Consider the following 24,232-nt stretch of genomic DNA (forward strand, 5'->3'; position numbering starts at 1 on the left):
TCTTATTCTTACCTCGTAATATTTAACGCTTTTCGCAAAATAAACGGACAGACGATTAAAAATGCATATTCCGGGCTAAATATCGAACCGGTAAAAAACAGCGATACCGGAGTAAAAAGATATAATTGCACGCGAAAATTGCGGTTATCACCAAAAGCGTTGATCATCATTTTTATCACTTTCCCCATGTACCACAGCGATAAAAACACCGCGAACCAGGAAAAATAAATAATCAGCAGATACAAACCATTGTCTATGGTTTTTCCGACATCCGCACCGTTAAATATTCCGAATGATGCGACATATTCATAAAGTGAGCCAAATCTGACTACACCGTCAATATGGGTCAAAGAATAACCGACCATCACCAGCGGACCGACAATACGATAATACGATGACGATCCTTCCGTACCTAAATCGCCCAGACGGGTGGAAATATAAGGAAAGGCAATTACCACACCAACCAGGAATACAGCCAGAGAAATCAATGCTAACGGTAACTTTTTCTTAATCGCCTCTTTATTCAGATATTGAAATGCCCACTCCAGCAAATAAAACAGGATAAAGGTCATAACCCCTGAAAACGATCCGGATAATATTATCCCTGCGAGAATCATAGCATCGGTTTTAGGCGTTTTGATACCAAACTGTTTGATGCTGAGCCAAATTGAGATTAATGCCAGAGCGAAAAATGCCGGTTCGAAATAAAGTGCTGTCGTGCGCTTGCCGCCGAATTTAATGAAATTCAGCACATAGCTGTTGCTGTAAATCAGATATTTCGAAATCGACTCCATAATACTGCTGCCGCCGGTGAGGATAATTTGCGCCATCTCCACTGCCGCCAGCGCCACCACCAGCCCGACCACCAGATAAAAGAAACGTAATATCTTGCGATGGTTGTGTGGCGAAATTGTTTTAAAACGAATACTCCACACCATGCCAATAATGATCACAATATAGACAAACAGCATGGTTGAAGTGACGTATTTACTGGCATCCAGCGACTGACCAAACAGATAGTTAAACGCCGTGAGTCCCGCACCAATCCCTAAGGCAATCATCAATTTTTTAACGCTGATGCGTTCTAAAAACAGCAGTAACAAGACAGGTAAAAAAGTGACGATGGTGATGGGGAAACTTTCGCCAAGCTGGGCGATTTTGACGTTAACCAGCAGGTAGATCAGCGGCAGCAGCAGGTAGCTACAGATTCTGATAGCAGTTGACATACTCCTCCAGCATCTGTTGTCCACTGTAGGCCGCGCGGCTGCGTTGGCTGAACTCAGCCAGCGTGGTACCAAATATCGCCTGCGCGATTTCCGGTTTGCTTAACTGCACCAGTTGCAGCACGTCTTCTTCGCTGACGGTTTTACCGCCGGATTTTTGCAACACTTCCCGCGCCGCATCGCTATGGGTGGCAATCACCGGCACGCCAATTGATAACGCCTCACACAAAATCAGCGGGTAGTTATCGACGCGAGAACTGAACACCAGCGCATCCATCTGATTGAGCGCGCTCATCAACTTGCGCTTGTCAGTTTCAAAGCCGTGATTAACCACGTTGCCAGCGGTGAACGGCGAGAACTTACCAAAGGTATGCAGTTCGATTTTGTCGCCCAGCGCCATCATCTCACGCACCAGTTGCTGGTTAGTTTTGCCGTCGTAACGCAGGTCATGCGCCACCACCGCGATTTTCGGCTTGCCCTGGGTTTCGCGCACCGGAGGCAAGTCCGCCAGAATCGCTTCGGTTGCCATATCAATACCGTTATTGATAATCCGGCAACGCCCTGGACCGTACAGGCTATTGAAAGCGTCAGCCACATGCTGGCTGGGGGAAATAAACTGACAGCCCAGCGCCAGCATCTCACGGAATAACTGGCGTTTGCCCGCCACCAGTTGGTGTGCGCGATCAATCTTCACCGGCGGATAATTATTTAAGGTCGGGCATTTCTGGCAGCCCGTTTTCCAGCCTTCGCAACCGTCGGTAAAGGCGCAGCGTCCGGTTACACTCCAGTGGTCGTGCAGCGTCCAGACCAGAGTGACGTCCGGTTTATGGTTTTTCACCTTTTCGCAAAAGCGCACCACGCTCTTAAGATTTAGCCAGTAGCTGTGCAGCACATGAAAATGCAGGACCACCGGACCCGGTGTGCGAGTAATGGTGCGATATAACTCATTGAAATTGCCAAACAGATCGCGATTAAACAGACGAAACAGGGCAATGTTCGTCATCGCGGTCATCCGCGGCGTATGTTTGATGACCTGCGGATAGTTCTGATGGCTGACGCTCTCTTTGCCGCCTTTGCCGTAACCGTAGACAAAATGTGACGCCAGCCCCTGTTGCAGCGCACGCTGGTGGAGATCTAACGCCACACCTGCCGCCCCGCCTTCCGCCAGTCGCACATTAAATTGCAGAATATTCATTTAATTACCTTCACTCGCGCTTTTTCTCCCACCACCAGCGCGTTGTCCGGGACAGAGTCGAGCACCACGCTGCCCGCGCCCACGGTGACGTTGTTACCAAGCGTGATATCACCAAGAATAATGACGTTGGCACCGAGTTCGACGCCGTTGCCAATGTGTGGACATGCCATGTTATCGGCACCACGATTGCCGATAGTGACGCCGTGGCGAATGGTAAAATCATCCCCCGCTACCACGTTTTTATTGATCACTACGGCGTAACCGTGATGGATAGTAAAGCGGCGGCCAATGGTCGCGGCAGCCTGGATTTCATAACCGAAAAAGCATTCGGTGATAATGCGATACAGCACCAGCAGCGGGGCCGCCCAAAGATTGTTGAAAACGTTCTTTTTGCGCCACACCGAACAAAAATGAGCGACGCGATAGGCAAGAACCATGCAGCACGGGCGTAAACTCCAGCTGTTGGCGCGTAGATCTTCCAGCATATTTAGCGCCCCCGAATACCATCAGCCAGACGTTTGCCGTTACGCACCGACAGCAGCGTCAGCAAAGTGCGCCAGGTCATACGTTTATTGCGGATCTGGTAGAGGGTAAACAGCTGATATTTTTTACTGGCACGGTCGAATTTGTCTTTGTGCTTGCGGTAAAAGTGGAAGTATCCGGAGAATTTTTTCGGTGACGAGGTGATCTGCATTTCACCGTGATTGATATGCAGGATCTGCGTCGCTTCTTCCACTTTCCACGGTTCGCCATACTCCACCACCATCCGCAGGAAGATGTCGTAATCCTGTGCCGCTTTCAGTTCGGTATCGAACAAACACTCTTTGAAACGCCACGCCCAGGTAAAGACCTGATTGCCAATGATATTGCGTTTGTAGAACAGGCGGCGTGAATACGGCGATTTGGGATACAGCGGCAAACTTGCCGGTTGGGAATAGACTTCGCCCTGACAAACGTAGTCGTTAGCGTACAAAAAGGCGTGAGTGACCAGTTGCTGTTTATGGGCGAGGAAGACGCTCAGACGGTTGGGTGTCCATTCGTCATCGTCATCGATCCCGGTAATGTATTCCCCTTGCGCCAGCATAATAGCCTGGTTACGTACCGCGCACGCCCCGCTGTTAATGTCGTTGTGAATGTAGGTGATACGCGGATCGTTGAGGGCGCTGACGTACTGTTGCAGTTGTTCCCAGGAGGTGGAGCAATCATCCACGATGATCATCTCCCAGTTGCTGTAGTCCTGGCGCAGGACCGATTTTATCGCCCGAATCGCCAGTTGTTGGCGGTTCCAGGTCGGCATATAGATTGAGATCAGCGGATTGTCTTTCATAGGTTGTTCTCCCGGCTTATGAGCTGGTTTGCTTGCCGGATGCGGCGTGAGCGCCTTATCCGGCCTACGGGTCGGTGCGAATGCAGGCGTCGTTATTTCGCATCCGACTTATATTCGTATTCGTAATAGCCATAATCCTGATACGCGCTGGCGCGGCGGAAGATGGAGTTCAGAATCACCCCTTTCACCGGAATACCGTTTTGCTCAAAGCGGCTCAGACTGGTTTCCACTTCTTTCAATGTGTTGACCGCATAACGCGCCACCATTAACGTGGTTCCAGCATGACGACCAACAATTGCCGCATCGGTCACTGCCAGAATCGGCGGCGTATCAATCAACACCAGGTCATAGTTTTTACTCGCCCAGTTCACCAGTTCGGCAAAGCGTTCGCTCATCAACAGTTCAGAAGGATTTGGCGGCACCTGACCGCGCGGGATCAGGTCAAATTTGGCAATAGAGGTCGGTTTAGCTGCGGTAGTAATATCGCCCTGACCAATCAGAATTTCCGACAGGCCATTGACGTTATTGGTGCCCAACAGCTCGTGGGTGTAGCCTTTGCGCATATCGCAGTCGATCAACAACACGCGTTTATTGGTCTGGCTGATCACCGCCGCCAGGTTGGCGCAGACAAAGGTTTTACCGATTGACGGGCTAACCCCGGTCATCATCAACACATTGTTCTGCGCCTGCATCATCGCGAAGTGCAGACTGGTACGCAGACTGCGGATGGCTTCAATCGCCAGATCGGTTGGATTCCCCACCGCCAGTAGCTGGTTCTGTTTATAGCGTTTAACTCCTTTGATGGTTTTGACGCTATCGCGCGCTTTCTGCCACTCCGACAGCGGGATGCTGGCATAGACGCTGATTCCGTGTTCTTCCAGCACTTGCGGGCTTTCGATGCCGCGATTAAACAACGAGCGCAGCAGCACACCCACGATAGAGAGCATCAGGCCGAGGATAATCGCCCCAAGGATAATCAGCCCTTTCTTCGGTTTCAGTACACCTGGCTGGGTGATTGCCGGGTCAACAATGCGCACATCGCCGACGGTGCTGGCCTCGGTGATTTTCAGCTCCTGCTCTTTATTCAGCAGTTGCATATAGACCTGCTGACCAGACTCGACATCGCGGGTCAGACGCACAATTTCCTGCTGGGTTTTCGGCATCGCCGTTACGCGACCATTAAGTTTGGCTTTTTCGTCTTCCAGCGCCTGCCGTTTCTCCAGCAGCGTGCGGTACGCCGGGTGAACTTTGGTGTAAAGTTTGGAGATTTCCGCCTCTTTAAAGGTTAGTTCGTTCAACTGCGCGTCGATGTTCACCATCGAATCGAGCACCGCTTTCGCTTCCAGCGGCAGATCAACAGAATCTTTATCCTGACGGTAGGCATTCAGTTTGTTTTCGGCAACATCAAGGCGGCTACGTACTTCCGGTAACTGTTGCGCGAGGAAAGCGAGGCTTTTCGACGCTTCCGCCGATTTGCGCTCAATATTTTGTTCCTGATAGTTACGGGCGATGCTGTTAAGAATGTCGCGGATCTGTTCGCGATCTTCACCGGTATAAGTCAGGCTCAATACGCCTGCGTCTTTGCCGTTCTCCGTTACCGTCAGGCTGTTTTGCAGTTGGTTGATCATCCCCTGCGTGGAGTATTTGGTGACGGTAAACTCACTGCCCGGGCTGGCGTGAATGGCTTCAACCATCAGCGTGACGCCTTCTTTTTTCAGCATCTGGCCCGCTTGCCCACGGGCACTAAAGCCGCCGTCGCTGCTCAGGGTGTAGTTTTTGTTGTCCAGCACATTAAGTGTAAACACCTGATCCGCCATCTCTTTCGGGCGGTTAAAGGTGGTCACTTTCACCGTTTCGTTCTGACGTCCCATCAGGCGATCCCAGCCCGCACCGAAAATCGGGAACGTGTTTTTGCTCACCGCAATATCGAGGTCGAGATCGTCCACCGTTTTACCAAGCACCAGGCGCGAACGAATCAACTGGATCTCGGCGTCCGATGCAGGCGGTTTGTTGGCTAACGCCGATCCGATATCCTGCACTAACGAATTGCCGCTGCTTTGCTCGATTTGTACCAGTGCGTCGGCACTATAAATCGGCGTGGCGAAGAAGGTGTAAACCACGGCACAAAGGGCGAATACAGCGGTGATGCCAATCACCCACCAGCGCGCTTCAATGACGGTGCCGACCAGGCGACCAATATCGATTTCATCACTGCCCGTTACCGGAGTGGCATGTTGTTTTACTTTTTCTGTCATTCTTATACCTGCTCTGCGTTCAATGCCTGCGCCCACTGGCGGGCAGACCGTTCAAGTAATGTGTACACCGCTGCAAACGTTTCCCGGCTTTTGCGATACGGATCGGGGATTTCACATTCGTTATCCCAGTGACCAAACAGCATCACTTTGCCGCGCATCTCGGGTGCCATCTCGCATAAGCGTTCGATATGGCGCTTTTCCATGGTCAAAATCAGGTCGTAGTTGCGACACAGACGGCGGCTGATTTGCCGTGCACAGTGACCTTCCAGAGACAGTTGATGCTCTGCGGCAACGCTGATGGCGGTAGGATCAGCGCCCTTACCGACCAGCGCGCCGAGTCCAGCGGACTCCACTTTCAGCTCCGGGTGATAACGTTGCAGTAAGCGTTCCGCCGTCGGGGAACGGCAAATATTGCCGACACAGACAACTAAGATGTTGTTAAACATGACGATTACCAGTTATGAATGTCGCTGGCTGTATCCGTCATGTAACGGACACCGCTAATAGTTGGCAGCAACTGATTGATCAGACGGTTCCAGCGGGAAACCGGGGCGGTGGTGACATACACCACGTCATAAGGTTGCAGGCGGAATTCTGTCGCCATCACCAGCGACGTGGCATCGGACATATCCAGCTGGTAGATATTGGCAATCTTGCCGTTACGCCCGCCCTCGCCTTTCAACGGACGAATGACAAAGATGCCGCTGGCGTTGGAGGTGGTCATGTCGATGCCTTCAGCATTGCCCAGGGCTTCAGTCAGGGTCATGCCGCTAAAGTCCATTTTCAGGGTGCTCTGTTTCTTCACTTCACCCATCACAAACACTTTCAGATCATCATTACGCGGCACGTAGAGAATATCGCCGGGGTAAAGCAGTCGGTTCTGATTGAGGTCGCCGTTTTGCATCAGCGCCTGCAAAGAAATGCGTTCTTCACGACCATTGTGTGTTAGCACCACGTTGCGCCAGTCAGCGGTGTCGGTCAGGCCACCTGCGGCGTTGATGGCATCGAGAATGGTCAGTGGTACGTTGGTGATCGCCTGTTGACCGGATTTATTCACCTGGCCGGAGATATAGGCTTTTTGCGAGCGGAAGGCGGCGATATTAACGTCCACCTGCGGGTCAGCGATGTACGTCGCTAAGCGCCCGGTAATATCACTGCGGATTTCAGCGAGCGTTTTCCCCACGACGTGAACCTTGCCGATATACGGGTAAAACATAGTGCCGTCAGGCTGTACCCAGTTGCCGGTGTCGCTGGAGCTGCGGTACTGACCGGCTGGCGTGGTGAGTTCCGGGTGATCCCAGACGGTGACATTCAGAACGTCGCCCGGCCCGACGCGATACTGGTAATTCGCGATCTCGCTTTCCAGCGTCATATTGGGGCGCGCTACATTCGGGCGTGGGCGTAATTGGTCAATCAGGCGCGGGGTCAGCGGATAAACATTCACCATTTTGTCGAGATCGAAATCAGCGTCCTGCTGTTTGATGACGTCTTTGCCCATCGTCGACATATTGCTGCCCGGAAGTACTGTGCAACCGCTTATCAAGGTTACTGACACCAATAATGGCATCAATTTCATTTTGGATTTCATCATTGTTTATTTATCACTTTGGCAGAGTAATTATCCTGTGCACTATTAATAGCAATGTCGCCATGCACATTTACCTTGCAGTTAATTGAATAAAAATTTAACTGGCATCAGTCCTAAAAAAATTGATTTCATCCGCAGGCTATTGACAGAATAATTCAGACTGGTCTTTCAGGCATCCAGACACGCTACCGCCCCTGGCTTTTTAGCTACCAATACACTGATTTAGCTTAATTTTTCAAACCCTCTCTGCATACAATCGTTGATGAGAAAGGGTTATTGCGGAAATTAACTTCCGAATATAAGGTGACATTATGGTAATTGAATATTGGCTCTCCAATAATGCAGGAGGAAGTGTTACAGCTAACGGAATAGCAGGCAAGGTAACAATTCGGCAATTGGCTATTTTTAAGAATTATATTAAGTGTCATTCAATATGGTTTTTAGGAGTTTCTTTAGGTTGACAATATTTAATATTGCGTCTCCACATGCGATATTTCTTAAATAATGTTTTATTATTACCACTTTTAATTCAGGGATAATGCGATGTTATAATCCTCAAATAATGTGAGATAAATAGTGCCGCAACATTGCATTTTTGCCCTGATTTATCCATGATCGAATTGTGACATTTGTCATACAACGAATAGGTTTTGTACTTACTATGGAATGGATTGCCGATCCGTCTATCTGGGCCGGGTTAATCACGCTGATTGTGATCGAACTGGTCCTCGGCATTGATAACCTGGTCTTTATTGCCATCCTCGCCGAAAAACTACCGCCGAAGCAGCGCGACCGCGCACGGGTTACCGGGCTGCTGCTGGCGATGTTAATGCGCCTGTTACTGCTGGCGTCAATCTCCTGGCTGGTCACCCTGACTCAACCGCTGTTCAGCTTCCGCTCGTTTACCTTTAGCGCCCGCGACTTAATCATGCTGTTTGGTGGTTTCTTCCTGTTGTTCAAAGCCACGATGGAGCTGAACGAACGGCTGGAAGGGAAAGACAGCAATAATCCCACACAACGCAAAGGTGCGAAGTTCTGGGGCGTGGTGACGCAAATTGTGGTACTGGACGCCATCTTCTCACTCGACTCAGTGATTACCGCCGTCGGGATGGTCGACCATTTACTGGTCATGATGGCCGCCGTGGTTATCGCTATCAGCCTGATGTTGATGGCCAGCAAGCCGTTAACGCAATTTGTTAACAGTCACCCGACCATCGTTATTCTCTGCTTAAGCTTCCTGTTGATGATTGGCTTTAGCCTGGTGGCAGAAGGTTTCGGCTTCGTCATTCCGAAAGGCTACCTGTACGCTGCCATTGGTTTCTCGGTGATGATCGAGGCGCTCAATCAGTTGGCTATCTTTAACCGGCGACGTTTTCTTTCCGCTAACCAGACGCTGCGCCAGCGGACTACCGAAGCGGTAATGCGCCTGCTTAGCGGGCAAAAAGAGGATGCGGAACTGGACGCCGAAACCGCGTCCATGCTGGTGGATCATGGTAACCAGCAGATCTTTAATCCGCAGGAACGGCGGATGATTGAGCGGGTACTTAATCTTAACCAGCGTACTGTCAGCAGCATTATGACGTCGCGCCACGATATTGAGCATATCGATCTCAACGCGCCGGAAGAAGAAATCCGCCAGTTGCTGGAGCGAAATCAGCATACGCGGCTGGTGGTTACCGACGGTGATGACGCAGAAGATTTGCTCGGTGTTGTTCACGTTATCGACCTGCTACAACAGTCTCTGCGCGGCGAACCGCTCAACCTGCGGGTGTTGATTCGCCAGCCGCTGGTGTTCCCGGAAACCTTGCCGTTGTTACCTGCCCTGGAGCAGTTCCGTAATGCCCGCACGCACTTTGCTTTTGTGGTGGATGAGTTTGGCTCGGTGGAAGGGATTGTGACATTAAGTGACGTCACTGAAACCATTGCCGGTAACTTACCGAACGAAGTGGAAGAGATCGACGCCCGCCATGATATTCAGAAGAATGCGGACGGTTCCTGGACGGCGAATGGTCATATGCCGCTGGAAGATCTGGTGCAATATGTGCCGCTGCCGCTGGATGAAAAACGTGAATATCACACCATTGCTGGGCTGTTGATGGAATATTTGCAGCGTATTCCAAAACCTGGCGAAGAAGTTCAGGTAGGGGATTATTTGCTTAAAACGTTGCAGGTGGAAAGCCATCGCGTGCAGAAGGTGCAAATTATTCCGCTGCGTAAGGATGGCGAGATGGAGTACGAGGTGTGATAAAACATCAAATGCGCAGGTTCAAACTGCGCATTTGATTTATACAAAATTTAGTATAATCTAAGGATGGAGTAATGAGAAAAAAGCTGGCTTTTCTTGATACCAGTCTTGACGATTTACGCGCATTTCCAGAATCGTCTCGACAGGAAATTGGCTATCAACTCGACAGGATCCAACAAGGGTTAAACCCATACGACTGGAAACCTTTTTCAACTATCGGCCCGGGTGTGCGAGAGATTCGTACTCGCGATGCTGATGGGATCTATCGCGTCATGTATGTCGCAAAATTTGAAGAAGCGGTTTACGTATTGCATTGTTTTCAAAAGAAAACACAGACTACCAGTCAATCGGATATTGATTTAGCCAAACGACGCTATAAAGAACTTGTTCAGGAGCGGAAAAATGAAAATTGAAACCTTTGATAGTGTGTGGGATGCGGTGAGTGACACCCCTGAACAAGCGGAAAATATGCGGATCCGTGCCGAGCTTGTAACGATCATTAATAACTGGATTGAACAACAAGGGTTTAGCCAGGCTCAGGCAGCTTCTGCTTTAGGGGTCACTCAACCTCGCATCTCTGAACTTGCCAGAGGTAAAATCCAGATCTTTAGTATCGATAAATTGATCACCATGATGGCTCATGCAGGACTACATATTCAACGTATTGAAGTTCAATATCCACATGCTGCTTAGTGCTATAAATACAGATGGCGACAAATTGATGCCGCCATCTATATAACTTGTCTTACATCTTCTCCAGCAACTTCTTCACATCTTTGCCATTGCGGGAATCTTTATTCCGCTCGGCCCAGTCATTCAGGCGACGTTTCGCTTCGTCCTGTAGATGTTTGCGCAGTAACTGATCCACTTGCAGACTGTAATTGAGTTGCTGCCAGTTGCCATAAACCCGCAGCGGTACTGGCGTTTCTTTGAGGAAATCAATCAGTTTGCTTTCCCCGTTCCAGCCACCCACGACCAGAATATCAAACTGGGTGTCGCAGGTTTGATCTGCCAGATTCAACATGCCTTCCCCTGTAAGCGCCAGCACAGGCGATTGACCTTGCATGTCGTTTAACGTCACGACGCCATCCTTCAACGTCAAATCGGTGGTAAAGCGGTCAAGACGCGTCACGTTATCGAAGTTTTCAGCGGCCTTCACATCACCACCATTACGTTCTACCGCTTGCTGAATCATCTGCTGGAAGTTCATCCCTTCCATGCGCGTATCGGCCATTTCGACATGCGCCGTCCCCTGCCAGTTGTGGCGGAATGCGTCGGCATCTATGTCAGCACCGGAGAAATCACCAGCCAGTGACATTTTTCCGGTCAACGAAATCGGATAGTTAAACGCCTTCAGAATGGTACCAATCTCAACGTTTTCCAGCCGTGGCTGGAAGTTTATCCGCGGATTTATTGATGTCGCGTCCAGCGTGCCCGGCAGTGAAACCTGTCCACCGTTAAGTTTGCCCTGCAGTTGAGTAATTTCCAGCAAACCCGACTTGTTGGTCATTTGCGTGGCAACATCTGTAAAATTCATTCCGCGCCAGCGCACGTTACTGGCCTGCAACAAAATATCAGCCGTAAAGCCTTGCAGTCCCTGATAGGCCGGTTCATCAATACGCGAAGAAATGACCGGGCGCGGCAACGTTGATTGGCTCTGCCCCTGCTGCGCGTTACCGTTTTCACCATTCGCTGTTTCATTAAGCGGGATGAGGTTGTCAAGATTCAGTTGCGGGAATTGCAGTCTCAGCTGCCATTCCGGTTTCTCTGTCAGCGTGACCTGTGCTTGCCCGCTCAGCGTACTGTCATTGGCGGTCAAGCTGATTTGGTTAAATGAAAGGCGTTTATGTGACTCCTGCCACTGGGCCTGGAAACTCCCCTGCCCCTGAATACCTTGTTTTGGTAAATCGGCACCCTGCAACTGCCAGTTAATTTGTTCAATAGCCGCCGTTAAATCATGCGGATAATCAGAAGCATCTACCGTACCGTTAAGGGATATCGTGAGATCGCGCTGATCGCGATTAACCCGCCCGGAGAACTCAAATGAGCCACGATGTTGGGGATCTTGTTCCATTTGCAGGCGAATATTGCGGATTGTCACCTGCTCGTCATCTTCATGCTGGAACACCAGAACGCTGTCCGCCACCTTAAGACTGGATATATCAAACGACCATCCGCGATCGTCTGACAGATCCGGCAAGGTATTGTCGCGCGGTGCAACCGGAGCGTCTTCACTGCGCACCGCTTCCGTCTGCGGCGTCAGTTGGATCACTGCCCCTTTTAGCATCACCTGCTTAACGCTCAGTTGATGACTCAGTAGTGGTAAAAGCGCCACGTCCAGACGCATGTTGTCGGCGCGAACCAGTGGCTGGCTCGCGCCCTGGGCGGTGAGAGACATTCGCCCGGAGAGGATACTAAGCTGCGGCCAGACGTGCCAACGCAGTGGCCCGTCGAGCTGCAATTGATAACCGCTACGTGCAGCAACTTGCTTGACCATATAGTCGCGGAAATCATTCGGATTCACCAGCAACACTAACGCAGATAACCCGGCCACCAGCACGACCAGGAGTATCATCAGCGTCGTCAGAAATCGTCTCATGGTATCCTCAATGGGCCTGAATTAGTCTTTATCGATTCGGCTGGCTACCGCGCCCTGCTGGTTGCGATACTTCGCATCTTCACGGCGGTTGTAAGGTCGCGCCGCCGGGCCGGAAAGCGGCTCAAAGCTCAGCGCACCAATTAACATGCCCGGACGTAGCGCCAGCGGCAGCTTACCGGAGTTGTAGAACTCCAGCACAATGCAGCCAGACCAGCCCGGATCGATGCGGTGCGCGGTGACGTGCACCATCAGCCCCAGACGCGCCAAAGAGGAACGCCCGTCCAGCCAGCCCACCAGATCGGCTGGCAGCGTCACCGACTCCAGCGTCACCGCCAGCGCCAGCTCTCCTGGGTGAAGATAGAACGCCTCGCCCTCGTCGAGAACGATCTCATCGCTCATCACGCGGTCAAGCGCGGCGCTCACTTCATCTTTGGGACCGCTCAGATCGATAAACGCTGCCGTGTGACCACGGAAGGTACGAAATTTATTGCCCAGGCGTACATCCACCGTCGCGCCGTTAATACGCTCCACTGGCGGACGTGGGTTGATCGACAAACGGCCTTCATCAAGCCAGGCTTCAATATCTCGGTCACACAGACGCATGGCATTTTCTCCTTTCGCGCATCACTCCCTTAACGCCAATTACGTCAAGGGCATACCAGGTTATCACTGAACGGTACACAATTTATCAAGCTTATTCAAAGAACTGACTTATTTTCGCTTTCAATATATCGATCGCGATGCGGTTTTTCCCGCCGCGCGGCACGATAATGTCCGCATATTGTTTAGAAGGCTCAATGAATTGCAGGAACATCGGACGCACGGTTTTTTGATATTGCGCCATCACGGAATCCATTGAACGCCCACGCTCGTTAACGTCACGCTTGATGCGGCGCATCAGGCAGATATCCAGCGGGGTATCAACGAAAATGGAGAAGTTAAGTTCGTCACGCAAACGTGCATCCGTCAGCAACAAAATGCCTTCGAGAATGATGACCTTCTTCGGCTCAACCGTCACCGTTTCTTTCATACGCGTATGTTCAACATAGCTGTAAACCGGCAGGTCAATTGCCGAGCCGCGTTTCAACGCTTGTAAATGCTCAAGCAGCAGGCTGTGATCCATCGCGCTGGGATGGTCGTAGTTGGTCTTAACGCGTTCTTCCATCGACAGATGGCTTTGATCTTTGTAATAGCAGTCTTCGGGAATTACGCCGATGTGTTCATCACCGACTTGCTCACGTAATTCACGATAAAGGGTACTGGCAATAAGACTCTTGCCGGAAGCCGATGCGCCAGCGATACCGATAATGACGCACTGATGAGACTGATCAGTCATATATTTAGCGACCTGATTAACCTGGATGTTAGGAAGGGGGCGACGAAGCGCCAAACGCGGCAATTATAGGGATTTCATCCGCCTGATACCAGTCGAATAGCGTTGCCGCGCGCTCAGAGTTAATTGTTGACGAAGAATTCCCGGTGGCAAATTACGTTGATCAGTTTTATACAAGGTAAAAATTGTTATACGCAGTTGCGCAAATTATCCGCCTTTACGTCACTTTATGAGCAATTCGCATATAAAATGTAAAACTTTTGTACTAGCATAAACACAGAAACGAATACTGGCGACCTGGCCTTGCGGATAAAGCGGTAATGAGCAAACAATCACAGCATGTATTAATTGCCCTGCCCCACCCGCTGCTTCACCTGGTCAGTTTAGGTTTAGTCTCGTTTATCTTCACCCTTTTCTCGCTTGAGCTTTCGCAGTTTGGCACCCAACTCGCCCCACTGTGGTTCCCGACGTCCATCATGATGGTGGCGTTTTATCGCCATGCCGGGCGCATGTGGCCAGGGATTGCGCTGAGCTGCTCGCTGGGAAATATCGCCGCATCCATCCTGCTTTTTTCCACCAGCTCGCTGAACATGACCTGGACGACCATCAATATTGTTGAAGCCGTGGTCGGGGCAGTGCTACTACGTAAATTGCTGCCGTGGTATAACCCCTTGCAAAATCTGGCTGACTGGCTGCGTCTGGCACTCGGCAGCGCCATTGTTCCGCCTCTGTTGGGGGGTGTTCTGGTTGTCCTGCTGACGCCCGGAGACGATCCTCTCAGGGCATTTTTGATATGGGTACTGTCAGAATCCATCGGCGCTCTGGCACTGGTGCCGCTGGGATTGTTATTTAAACCACACTATCTGCTGCGCCATCGCAACCCACGGTTGCTTTTTGAGTCGCTGCTCACGTTAGCCATCACACTGACGTTAAGCTGGCTTTCGATGCTGTATCTGCCGTGGCCTTTTACTTTCATTATTGTGCTGTTGATGTGGAGCGCCGTGCGCCTACCACGAATGGAAGCCTTTTTGATCTTCCTTACCACGGTGATGATGGTGTCGCTGATGATGGCCGCGGATCCTTCCCTGCTTGCTACGCCGCGTACATACCTGATGAGCCATATGCCGTGGCTACCGTTTTTGCTGATCCTGCTGCCCGCCAACATCATGACCATGGTGATGTATGCCTTTCGTGCGGAACGCAAACACATTTCCGAAAGCGAAACCCGCTTTCGAAACGCGATGGAATATTCCGCTATCGGCATGGCGTTAGTGGGCACCGAGGGACAATGGCTGCAATCCAACAAAGCACTCTGCCAGTTTCTCGGTTACAGTCAGGAAGAGTTGCGCGGACTCACCTTTCAGCAACTGACCTGGCCGGAGGATCTCAATAAAGATCTCCAACAGGTTGAAAAGCTGATAAGCGGTGAAATAAACACCTATTCAATGGAAAAACGTTACTACAACCGCAATGGCGATGTTGTCTGGGCGTTGCTTGCCGTCTCACTGGTGCGCCACACGGATGGCACGCCGCTCTATTTTATCGCTCAGATTGAAGACATTAACGAGCTAAAACGCACCGAACAGGTCAATCAGCAACTAATGGAGCGCATCACTCTGGCTAACGAAGCGGGAGGGATTGGCATCTGGGAGTGGGAGCTGAAGCCGAATATTTTTAGCTGGGATAAGCGGATGTTCGAGCTGTATGAAATTCCTCCGCATATCAAACCGAACTGGCAGGTGTGGTACGAGTGCGTGCTGCCTGAAGATCGCCAGCATGCCGAAAAAGTAATTCGTGATTCGTTGCAATCACGCTCGCCCTTTAAACTGGAATTTCGCATTACCGTGAAAGACGGTATTCGCCATATCCGCGCCCTCGCCAACCGGGTACTGAATAAAGAAGGCGAAGTCGAACGCCTGCTCGGCATTAATATGGATATGACCGAGGTTAAACAGCTTAACGAGGCATTGTTTCAGGAAAAAGAGCGCCTGCACATTACGCTTGATTCCATCGGTGAAGCCGTGGTCTGTATTGATATGGCGATGAAAATTACCTTTATGAATCCGGTGGCGGAGAAGATGAGCGGCTGGGCGCAGGAAGAAGCATTAGGTGTTCCGCTCCTGACGGTGTTGCATATTACTTTTGGCGACAACGGGCCATTAATGGAGAATATTTACAGTGCCGACACCTCACGTTCCGCGATCGAACAAGATGTGGTGTTGCACTGTCGGAGCGGCGGCAGTTACGACGTGCATTACAGTATTACGCCGTTAAGTACTCTGGACGGCAGCAATATTGGTTCGGTTCTGGTGATTCAGGACGTTACCGAATCACGCAAAATGCTGCGCCAGCTGAGCTACAGCGCCTCCCATGATGCACTGACGCATCTCGCCAACCGCGCCAGTTTTGAGAAACAACTGCGTATCCTGCTGCAAACGGTAAACAGTACGCATCAGCGACATGCACTGGTGTTTATCGATCTTGATCGCTTTAAAGCGGTGAATGACAGCGCCGGGCATGCGGCGGGCGACGCTTTGCTGCGCGAACTGGCGTCGTTGATGCTGAGTATGCTGCGCTCCAGTGACGTGCTGGCGCGGCTCGGCGGTGATGAATTTGGTCTGCTGCTGCCAGACTGCAATGTTGAAAGCGCTCGTTTTATCGCTACACGTATTGTCAGTGCTGTGAATGACTATCACTTTATATGGGAAGGCCGGGTACATCGGGTAGGTGCCAGCGCCGGGATTACCTTGATCGATGACAACAATCATCAGGCGGCAGAAGTGATGTCGCAGGCTGATATCGCCTGTTATGCCTCCAAAAATGGTGGCCGGGGCCGGGTGACGGTTTACGAACCGCAGCAAGCTGCCGCACATAGCGAACGGGCGGCGATGTCGCTTGATGAACAGTGGCGGATGATTAAAGAGAATCAGTTGATGATGCTCGCCCACGGTGTCGCTTCGCCACGGATCCCGGAAGCGCGTAATTTGTGGCTGATTTCACTTAAGCTCTGGAGTTGCGAAGGCGAGATTATTGATGAACAAACATTTCGTCGTAGCTTCAGCGATCCGGCGCTTAGCCATGCTCTTGACCGCCGGGTATTCCACGAATTTTTCCAGCAGGCCGCAAAAGCGGTTGCCAGTAAAGGCATAAGCATCGCCCTCCCCCTTTCCGTTGCCGGTTTGAGTAGCGCCACGCTGGTGAATGATCTGCTTGAGCAGCTGGAAAATAGCCCTCTACCACCACGGTTATTACATCTGATTATTCCGGCAGAAGCGATTTTCGATCACGCAGAAAGCGTGCAAAAACTGCGGCTGGGGGGATGTCGGATCGTGCTCAGCCAGGTGGGCCGCGATCTGCAAATCTTCAACTCGCTGAAAGCGAATATGGCAGATTACCTGCTACTTGATGGTGAGTTATGCGCCAACGTGCAGGGTAATTTGATGGATGAGATGCTGATTACGATTATTCAGGGGCACGCTCAGCGACTCGGGATGAAAACCATCGCCGGGCCAGTCGTTTTACCCTTAGTGATGGATACGCTTTCTGGCATCGGCGTCGATCTGATTTATGGTGAGGTGATTGCCGATGCCCAACCGCTGGATTTGCTGGTGAATAGTAGTTATTTCGCGATTAACTGAGGCGTGCTTCCCCATCGCCTGATGCGACGCTAACGCGTCTTATCATGCCTACAAATCGCTCATTCCCCAGGCCGGATAAGGCGCTCGCACCGCATCCGGCGACCAACGTTATGCTTCGTCTGGTTGCCAGCCTTCCGTATACCAGATATGCAACAGCGCATAAGAACGCCAGGGCTTCCAGCGTTCGGCATAAAGGCGGATTTGTGCCGGTGTCATTCCCGGAAATCGCTGTTTAATCAGATAATCATCCGGCAGGAAAACATCTTTCGCCTGCCAGCCGCGCAAGGCGAAATAATTCGCCGTCCAGCGCCCGATACCCGGAAAAGTTTGCAGCGTTTTCATCGCCTGCTCCACATCGCCCGGAATTGTCATTGGTAAGCTGCCCTCCAGCGCCGCATTTGCCAGATGAATCAGTGCCTCTGCCCGTTTCAACGGCATGCCTAACGCTTTTAATGCCTGCGGGTCGGCTGCTGCCAGCCGCTGAGGCGTGGGGAAGCAGATATACTCCGGAAAATCATCCAGCCGTTCGCCATAAAGCTGTACCACTTTGGCAGTCAATTTTGCCGCCATCGCCACGCTCACCAGTTGGCCTAAAATCGCCCGCACGCCCTGCTCAAAAGCATCAACACAGCCGGGTAAACGCAATCCGGGCCGCGCCGCGCCTAACTTGCCCAACGCACCGTTAACAATCTGCGGGTTACATTGCAGATCAAGCAGGCGGCTCATTTTCGCCAGACACTCAGCGGCAACGGGTTCTAAACCTGCACTTAAATTTATGTGCAGAGTATGGCGGGCTATATCCGGAATAGCAGTCACCACGCCGCGATATTCGCCAACCGCCAGACTACGGGCATAATAATCGTCAGCGACCGTTTCCACACCGTTCACCGCACGGGCGGCGAGAAATCCCAACATCCACAACCAGTCATACGGCGGCTGCCAGTTCAGGGTATACATCGCATCTCCTTATTCATCCGCTTTCAGCATAAACGTTATTCAGACGCTGCGCTTTGCTTTCATATTCCGGTTGTCGCGACGGCAACATTTCGCTAAAGTCACGCCCCTTCTTCACCGGCATGGGGATTATTTCGTGTTTATTGGTTTTGATTACGGTACAGCAAACTGTTCAGTGGCGGTCATGCGTGACGGTAAACCGCACTTGCTAAAAATGGAAAACGACAGCACGCTGCTGCCTTCAATGCTTTGCGCGCCAACGCGTGAAGCGGTAAGCGAATGGCTGTACCGCCATCATGATGTTCCGGCAGACGACGATGAAACGCAGGCGCTGTTGCGTCGGGCGATTCGTTATAACCGCGAAGAAGATATCGATGTTACGGCGAAAAGCGTGCAGTTCGGTCTTTCCTCACTGGCACAGTACATTGATGATCCAGAAGAAGTGTGGTTTGTGAAATCACCAAAATCGTTCCTCGGTGCCAGCGGCTTAAAACCGCAGCAGGTAGCGCTGTTTGAGGATCTGGTCTGCGCAATGATGTTGCACATTCGCCAGCAGGCGCAGGCGCAGCTGCCAGAAGCGATTACTCAGGCGGTGATCGGTCGCCCTATCAACTTCCAGGGGCTTGGCGGCGATGAAGCAAACACCCAGGCGCAGGGGATTCTGGAACGCGCGGCGAAGCGTGCCGGGTTTAAGGATGTGGTATTCCAGTACGAGCCGGTAGCGGCAGGGCTGGATTACGAAGCGACTTTGCAGGAAGAAAAACGGGTGCTGGTGGTGGATATCGGCGGTGGTACGACTGACTGTTCATTGCTGCTGATGGGGCCGCAGTGGCGTTCGCGTCTCGATCGTGAAGCCAGCCTGCTGGGTCACAGTGGTTGCCGTATTGGCGGTAACGATCTGGATATCGCACTGGCGTTTAAAAACCTGATGCCACTGCTGGGTATGGGTGGCGAAACCGAAAAAGGCATCGCCCTGCCGATTCTGCCGTGGTGGAATGCGGTTGCCATCAACGACGTTCCTGCGCAGAGTGATTTCTACAGTAGTGCCAACGGTCGTCTGCTTAACGATCTGGTACGCGATGCCCGCGAACCGGAAAAAGTGGCCCTGCTACAGAAAGTCTGGCGTCAGCGTTTAAGCTATCGCCTGGTGCGTAGCGCAGAAGAGTGCAAAATTGCTCTTTCAAGCGTAGCGGAAATCCGCGCCTCACTGCCGTTTATCAGCGATGAACTGGCTACGCTGATTAGCCAGCAAGGGCTGGAAAGCGCCCTCAGCCAGCCACTGGCGCGGATTCTGGAACAGGTGCAACTGGCCCTCGATAACGCCCAGGAAAAACCGGATGTCATCTACCTGACCGGCGGTAGCGCCCGTTCGCCGCTGATTAAAAAAGCGCTGGCAGAACAGTTGCCGGGCATTCCGATTGCAGGCGGCGATGACTTTGGCTCCGTCACCGCCGGGCTGGCACGCTGGGCGGAAGTGGTGTTTCGTTAATTGAAAAATGGCTCAGCAGCGGCTTAAATCTGCCTGCGCCTGAGCCAGTTTTTCTGCCGCCTGACGTAACGGTTCCATCAACGGCATGGTCCGTGCTGGAGCATGAAGGCGGAATCGCTGCAACTCTGTCGCGCCGACAGTCAACGCCGATTCCAGCCGATGTCGTTTGGCGGCCATTTTCGCCATTACCGCTTGTCTTTCTGCAGGCGTTACCGCTTCGTTCGGCCTGAACACAAAACGGCGTTCACAGCTCGCTTTCCAGTCGATGACCGCCTGGGTCAGATGATCACCAAACCCTTTCACTTGCTTAACCCCACGACGGGTAACATCCGCGGCTGTTTCAATACCAAAAGACCGTAACGCCGCTTTACGCGCAGGGCCAACGCCGGGAATAGAGGCAGCATCAATAAAAAATCCCTCCAGAAACTTCTGCTTCTGCCGTTCCCTTGCAGTGTCGTGAAGTGCTGCCAGAGCACGTTTTTCTTCTTCCGGTAACCCGAGAATTTCGTCCTTCATTTTTTCGAGCATCGTCCGTTTGGCGATAAAACCTTCCAGCCCGCCCAACTGTTGGATCTGGCTGACTAAATGGTCATAGTCCATTTTCGCGCGATTAAATACCTCACGGCGTTGCTGGATTTCTGCTTTATAAGCTTTGCTTGTCAGACTGCCAATAATCCAGATAGCCGCCAGCACAGGAACCAAAATAATATAACGCGATTCTGCCTGAAGGCCGCAAAGCAACAGCGATAACGCTGACAGTGCGATCTCAAGCAGAATGATGTATTCGCGCCGTAACAGGCCTAAAGGAAGCGGCCTGCCAGTCGGTTGGAAATGATCGGGTAATGGCAATTGCACTGCTGGCGGTGCTACTGACGCCATCACCATCGCCCAGACTTTCGCCAGCACAAAATTCCCGCCGGTGGTAATGACCTCTTCGCCGAGATCAATAAAATAGATAACGCCTTGATTATCCAGCGTACACCACGGGCAGTCAGTCAAATGAGCGGGATAAACATGCATTGCCGAAACGGTACATTTCTTTAACTGTTGGCGTAGAGAGTCCAGTGCCGCTACCCACGCTTTTGCCGTCGGACGCGCGGTTGCCACGCCACTTTCCGTGAATGCCTGCTGAAACATGGCTTCAACATCGCCCGGTAACATCGACAGCGGAATCGATCGTGGCGGCGGTTTTAAACCACGTCGCTGGTTGTCTGACGCGTAGGCATAACGGAAATGGGCAATATCCGTCTCCAGCGCATTACCCGCATCAGAGATAAGCGGCACACCAGAATAAGGATGCCGCCCACCAAACAAGACGTGAAAAATCAGCAACGCAAGGCCAAAATTATCGTGATTCGCGGTACGTTCAAAACCGACAAATGATGGCAAGATTTGTAGCTCTGGCGGCGTAAAATGCGACACGCCGACTTCGCATAAATGCAGTGTGCCATTGGCGTTAATCTGAAAGGAGTCACTATCGATCAACACCACTTTGCTGTCGCGACCTACCATAAAGCTGTTCTGGTTTACGTCCCCCACGACGTGCCCGTGCTCGTGAACCGTAGCAAAAGATGAAGCAATATTGCGCGCAACATAGAGTAGAAAATCCCACGCACAATGAGGGTAACTCTGGCGACGATGTGCCGGGCTATAGATCATATGAATCGGTTCTTTACCAGAAACTTTTGGCATCATAAAACCGATAACTTTTCCGCCTCGCCCACCGTGAAGCGTTGCCTGCGGCCAGGCGACATAATTCAACAACTGCGCGTCAGCTGTCGCAGCCATAAAGGCAAGTTTGTCCTGTTTTAAGGCGGGTGGCGGCGTGTGATAAATCTTGGCGACGCTATCGGCAAACTCCTCGATATCATAAACCGCACCTTCACCGCCTTTGCCCAGTTCACGGCCTGGCGTAACGCACTCACCAGTAGCAGTATATAAAGTGGGTTTCATGGTAACCACAGCGCCAGTGCCAACGTTTTATCATCATCGGTACGCTCGTTTACCGCCGGGCTCGACAAAAACTGCTTTAACAATTCAGGTAATAAATCGAGTTGTTCCTGCGTTGCTGCCGCCAGTCCATTGAAAAACGGGGTAAAGAAAGGCACATGCGGAGAATTATCCAGCATATTTAACGCCAGTCGCTGAATACCATCCGTAAATGCTGCAACTTTATGCGCACGCTCAGTGCTGGTGAAAGTTTCCAGTCTGGAAACAGCATCTTCATCGCTAATGAAATGCGTCATATTGGCATATTCACCCACCATCGGCGTGAGCGGCAGTTCCAGACCACGACCAAAATCCACCACTACACCGCCGTCGCCAATTTGCATAATCAAGGTGCCGTTAGCCGATGAAATCAATCCCAGAAACGTGCAGGCAAAATCGCGAACTGCTAATGCTTTGGCTTCTGCCTCGGCAAAAAGTCGTTGACGAATGGTCAGTACCATATTTGTGGCGAGGACATCATTAAGCCCCAATTCACCGTCCTGTACTTTTTGCACCATAAACGCCATCGCTTCATTGACGGCGAGCTTCGCGCCTTCTCCTCCCTGCGAAACGCTACCTGCGCCATCAGCAAGGAACATCACCAGTAATGGCTGCTGGTCATTTAGCCAGGCAACCTGCATCTGGCAGGCATCCTGACAAGGTAAATCAGCGCTAATGTGCGACGTTCCAACAGCGGATGCATAAACCAGACGCCAGCTCACACTGACGTCCAGCCTTTTGGCGCTTCCAGCACAACTTCCGTTCCCGGCGTGGAGCGGGAAACCGAACGCAGCGAACTGGATAACCAGCTAAACAGTTCACGGAATTGTAATCCCTGCAGTGGCAAAGGCTGACGAACGCTGATTTGTGCCAGAGTCTTCATATCCGCCCCCTGAACACCGATGGAAAAGAAGGCAAACTTCTTATCTTCTTCCCCCTGAAACACTTTGTTGGCGGCAGCCTGCCACTCATCGGTTGGAGCGCCATCGGTGATCAGGAAAATCCACGGGCGATAATACGAAATACCATTTGCGCGGTACTCACGTTTCCTCTCTTCAACCATATCCAGGGCTTTGGTAATGGCGGCCCCCATAGGCGTATCCCCCTGGGCAAACAGGATGGGCGGGAAAAAGTTAGCGGCGCTGGTAAAGGGTTGTTCCACATGCACCGGGCCGAACGTCACAATGCCGAGTTCCACTCTTTTTAAAGCCAGCGGATCAGCAAGCAGTTCATCACGAAAGGTAACCAATCCGGCGTTAAGTTCATTAATAGGTCTGCCGCTCATCGAGCCAGAAACATCCAGCAGCAGAATGCAGGGGCAACGTGGTTCCGGGTTACTGGCAAAATCGCTGGTGGCAAACGTGATTTGTTCGCTCATAAGAAATCCTTTCTTAGAGAATTATTGAGGTCCGGTATCATACCGATTGCAATAATGAAATAAGAGCAAACGAAGAAACTTTCAGAATTAGGCCCGGCGGCGCAGAAAATTTTGCTATTCGCCTCGCAAGAATGGAGAGCCGTCGATTGACACTAAGGGCGGAGTGACATAATTTCAGGAGTGAGGGTTAGGGAGAGGTTTCCCTCTCCCCCTAGTGTTCTTAGTAAGCCTGGAAGCTAATCACTAAGAGTATCACCAGTATGATGACGTGCTTCATCATAACCCTTTCCTTATTTAAGGCCCCTTCCTCGGGAGGGGCTTTCTCGTTTCAGCATCCCGCTGAAATCGTCGGCTTACCTCCTTTCGCCCTGAATACAGTCTATCGCTAACGCGTGAACAAAATAGTTTCCTCTGTGATTATTGCGTAACGACTCGCAAAGAGTATATTTGCTGGCAGGATCGCAGACTGCAAAGCCTGCGGATTGACAATCTGACCGTGAAGGCATACTTTCAGGAGTGAGGGTTGAGCGGGGTTTCCCCCGCCCTGGTAGTCTTAGTAAGCCGGGAAGCTTATGACTAAGAGCACCACGATGATGATCCACTTCATCATGACCCTTTCCTTATTTATGGCCCCTTCCTCGGGAGGGGCTTTCCCGTTTCAGCGTCCCGATGAAATCGTCGGCTTACCTCCTTTCGCCCTGAATTCAGTCTATCGCTAACGCGTGAACAAAATAGTTTCCTCTGTGATTATTGCGTAACGTCTCGCAAAGAATATTTGCTGGCAGGATCGCAGACTGCAAAGCCTGCGGATTGACATTCTGAACGTGAAGGCATACTTTCAGGAGTGAGGGTAGAGCGGGGTTTCCCCCGCCCTGGTAGTCTTAGTATGCTGGGTAGCTAATCACTAAGAGCACCACGATGATGAGTATCTTCATCATGACCCTTTCCTTATTTATGGCCCCTTCCTCGGGAGGGGCTTTCCCGTTTCAGCGTCCCGCTGAAATCGTCGGCTTACCTCC

23 protein-coding genes are annotated in these 24,232 nt (G+C 51.5%); 6 read left to right on the plus strand and 17 right to left on the minus strand.

Going from position 1 to position 24,232, the window contains the following annotated elements:
* Positions 1 to 8 precede the first annotated feature (8 nt).
* The 7 genes from wcaD to wza all read right to left on the minus strand — a co-directional run bounded on the left by wcaD (position 9) and on the right by wza (position 7,591).
* Positions 9 to 1,226, minus strand: coding sequence for a colanic acid polymerase WcaD (gene wcaD / locus HUZ68_RS14280; protein ID WP_115740073.1), 1,218 nt, complete (start codon positions 1,224 to 1,226; stop codon positions 9 to 11).
* Positions 1,201 to 2,418: a colanic acid biosynthesis glycosyltransferase WcaC gene (gene wcaC / locus HUZ68_RS14285; protein WP_115740074.1), complete on the minus strand. Its 1,218-nt coding sequence runs from the start codon at positions 2,416 to 2,418 to the stop codon at positions 1,201 to 1,203. The genes wcaD and wcaC overlap by 26 nt, the downstream gene beginning before the upstream one ends.
* Positions 2,415 to 2,903 (minus strand): colanic acid biosynthesis acetyltransferase WcaB, encoded by a 489-nt coding sequence (wcaB, locus tag HUZ68_RS14290; RefSeq protein ID WP_047645743.1) that lies wholly within the window; start codon positions 2,901 to 2,903, stop codon positions 2,415 to 2,417. The genes wcaC and wcaB overlap by 4 nt, the downstream gene beginning before the upstream one ends.
* 2 nt (positions 2,904 to 2,905) lie before the next feature.
* A complete protein-coding gene (gene wcaA / locus HUZ68_RS14295) occupies positions 2,906 to 3,745 on the minus strand; it encodes a colanic acid biosynthesis glycosyltransferase WcaA (protein ID WP_000654494.1) in 840 nt (279 codons plus the stop codon).
* 92 nt (positions 3,746 to 3,837) lie between these two features.
* Positions 3,838 to 6,000, minus strand: coding sequence for a tyrosine-protein kinase Wzc (wzc, locus tag HUZ68_RS14300; RefSeq protein ID WP_239593909.1), 2,163 nt, complete (start codon positions 5,998 to 6,000; stop codon positions 3,838 to 3,840).
* Positions 6,001 to 6,002: 2 nt separating this feature from the next.
* Positions 6,003 to 6,446 (minus strand): low molecular weight protein-tyrosine-phosphatase Wzb, encoded by a 444-nt coding sequence (wzb, locus tag HUZ68_RS14305; RefSeq protein ID WP_000482901.1) that lies wholly within the window; start codon positions 6,444 to 6,446, stop codon positions 6,003 to 6,005.
* Between the two features lie 5 nt (positions 6,447 to 6,451).
* Positions 6,452 to 7,591 carry a polysaccharide export protein Wza gene (gene wza, locus HUZ68_RS14310; RefSeq protein WP_000978094.1) on the minus strand — a complete coding sequence of 380 codons (1,140 nt, stop codon included), beginning with the start codon at positions 7,589 to 7,591 and terminating at the stop codon, positions 6,452 to 6,454.
* A 308-nt stretch (positions 7,592 to 7,899) separates the two neighbouring features.
* Between wza and HUZ68_RS14315 the strand changes: the two genes are divergently transcribed.
* The 4 genes from HUZ68_RS14315 (at position 7,900) to HUZ68_RS14330 (ending at position 10,526) form a co-directional block, all read left to right on the plus strand.
* The gene (locus HUZ68_RS14315) at positions 7,900 to 8,049 is read left to right on the plus strand and encodes a hypothetical protein (RefSeq protein WP_162829205.1); all 150 of its coding nucleotides are present in this window, start codon (positions 7,900 to 7,902) and stop codon (positions 8,047 to 8,049) included.
* Between the two features lie 200 nt (positions 8,050 to 8,249).
* A complete protein-coding gene (locus tag HUZ68_RS14320) occupies positions 8,250 to 9,833 on the plus strand; it encodes a TerC family protein (protein WP_000454701.1) in 1,584 nt (527 codons plus the stop codon).
* Between the two features lie 74 nt (positions 9,834 to 9,907).
* Complete coding sequence (locus HUZ68_RS14325; RefSeq protein WP_001227701.1) at positions 9,908 to 10,246, plus strand: type II toxin-antitoxin system RelE/ParE family toxin; 339 nt, start codon at positions 9,908 to 9,910, stop codon at positions 10,244 to 10,246.
* The gene (locus tag HUZ68_RS14330) at positions 10,236 to 10,526 is read left to right on the plus strand and encodes a helix-turn-helix domain-containing protein (RefSeq protein WP_000687872.1); all 291 of its coding nucleotides are present in this window, start codon (positions 10,236 to 10,238) and stop codon (positions 10,524 to 10,526) included. Before HUZ68_RS14325 ends, HUZ68_RS14330 begins: the two co-directional genes overlap by 11 nt.
* A gap of 52 nt (positions 10,527 to 10,578) precedes the next feature.
* Here HUZ68_RS14330 and asmA read toward each other — a convergent pair whose 3' ends face one another.
* The 3 genes from asmA to udk form a co-directional block, all read right to left on the minus strand.
* Entirely contained in the window at positions 10,579 to 12,432 is a 1,854-nt protein-coding gene (gene asmA, locus HUZ68_RS14335) for an outer membrane assembly protein AsmA (protein WP_033815047.1), read from the minus strand.
* A 21-nt stretch (positions 12,433 to 12,453) separates the two neighbouring features.
* Positions 12,454 to 13,035 carry a dCTP deaminase gene (gene dcd, locus HUZ68_RS14340; RefSeq protein ID WP_001234767.1) on the minus strand — a complete coding sequence of 194 codons (582 nt, stop codon included), beginning with the start codon at positions 13,033 to 13,035 and terminating at the stop codon, positions 12,454 to 12,456.
* A gap of 91 nt (positions 13,036 to 13,126) precedes the next feature.
* Complete coding sequence (udk, locus tag HUZ68_RS14345) at positions 13,127 to 13,768, minus strand: uridine kinase (protein WP_001295424.1); 642 nt, start codon at positions 13,766 to 13,768, stop codon at positions 13,127 to 13,129.
* 317 nt (positions 13,769 to 14,085) lie between these two features.
* On the opposite strand from udk, the gene HUZ68_RS14350 reads away from it, so the two are divergent.
* Positions 14,086 to 17,403 carry a diguanylate cyclase gene (locus HUZ68_RS14350; protein ID WP_033815046.1) on the plus strand — a complete coding sequence of 1,106 codons (3,318 nt, stop codon included), beginning with the start codon at positions 14,086 to 14,088 and terminating at the stop codon, positions 17,401 to 17,403.
* 108 nt (positions 17,404 to 17,511) lie between these two features.
* Here HUZ68_RS14350 and alkA read toward each other — a convergent pair whose 3' ends face one another.
* Positions 17,512 to 18,360 carry a DNA-3-methyladenine glycosylase 2 gene (gene alkA, locus HUZ68_RS14355; protein ID WP_033802910.1) on the minus strand — a complete coding sequence of 283 codons (849 nt, stop codon included), beginning with the start codon at positions 18,358 to 18,360 and terminating at the stop codon, positions 17,512 to 17,514.
* Positions 18,361 to 18,493: 133 nt separating this feature from the next.
* Here alkA and yegD point away from each other — a divergent pair, with 133 nt between their 5' ends.
* A complete protein-coding gene (gene yegD / locus HUZ68_RS14360) occupies positions 18,494 to 19,846 on the plus strand; it encodes a molecular chaperone (protein WP_033815045.1) in 1,353 nt (450 codons plus the stop codon).
* A gap of 12 nt (positions 19,847 to 19,858) precedes the next feature.
* On the opposite strand, the gene yegI is transcribed toward yegD, so the two are convergent.
* From yegI to HUZ68_RS14390, 6 genes are all read right to left on the minus strand, one after another.
* Complete coding sequence (gene yegI, locus HUZ68_RS14365; RefSeq protein ID WP_239593910.1) at positions 19,859 to 21,799, minus strand: helix-hairpin-helix domain-containing protein; 1,941 nt, start codon at positions 21,797 to 21,799, stop codon at positions 19,859 to 19,861.
* Positions 21,796 to 22,557: a PP2C family serine/threonine-protein phosphatase gene (locus HUZ68_RS14370; protein WP_000119055.1), complete on the minus strand. Its 762-nt coding sequence runs from the start codon at positions 22,555 to 22,557 to the stop codon at positions 21,796 to 21,798. Before HUZ68_RS14370 ends, yegI begins: the two co-directional genes overlap by 4 nt.
* A complete protein-coding gene (locus HUZ68_RS14375) occupies positions 22,554 to 23,213 on the minus strand; it encodes a vWA domain-containing protein (protein WP_000003176.1) in 660 nt (219 codons plus the stop codon). Before HUZ68_RS14375 ends, HUZ68_RS14370 begins: the two co-directional genes overlap by 4 nt.
* Positions 23,214 to 23,433: 220 nt before the next feature.
* A complete protein-coding gene (gene ibsA, locus HUZ68_RS14380) occupies positions 23,434 to 23,493 on the minus strand; it encodes a type I toxin-antitoxin system toxin IbsA (protein ID WP_010723109.1) in 60 nt (19 codons plus the stop codon).
* A 273-nt stretch (positions 23,494 to 23,766) separates the two neighbouring features.
* Complete coding sequence (locus HUZ68_RS14385; protein WP_012767741.1) at positions 23,767 to 23,823, minus strand: type I toxin-antitoxin system Ibs family toxin; 57 nt, start codon at positions 23,821 to 23,823, stop codon at positions 23,767 to 23,769.
* A 271-nt stretch (positions 23,824 to 24,094) separates the two neighbouring features.
* On the minus strand, positions 24,095 to 24,151 hold the full coding sequence (locus HUZ68_RS14390; RefSeq protein ID WP_012767742.1) for a type I toxin-antitoxin system Ibs family toxin: 57 nt from the start codon (positions 24,149 to 24,151) through the stop codon (positions 24,095 to 24,097).
* Positions 24,152 to 24,232 lie beyond the last annotated feature (81 nt).

The organism is Shigella dysenteriae (assembly GCF_022354085.1).
Classification (GTDB): domain Bacteria; phylum Pseudomonadota; class Gammaproteobacteria; order Enterobacterales; family Enterobacteriaceae; genus Escherichia; species Escherichia coli.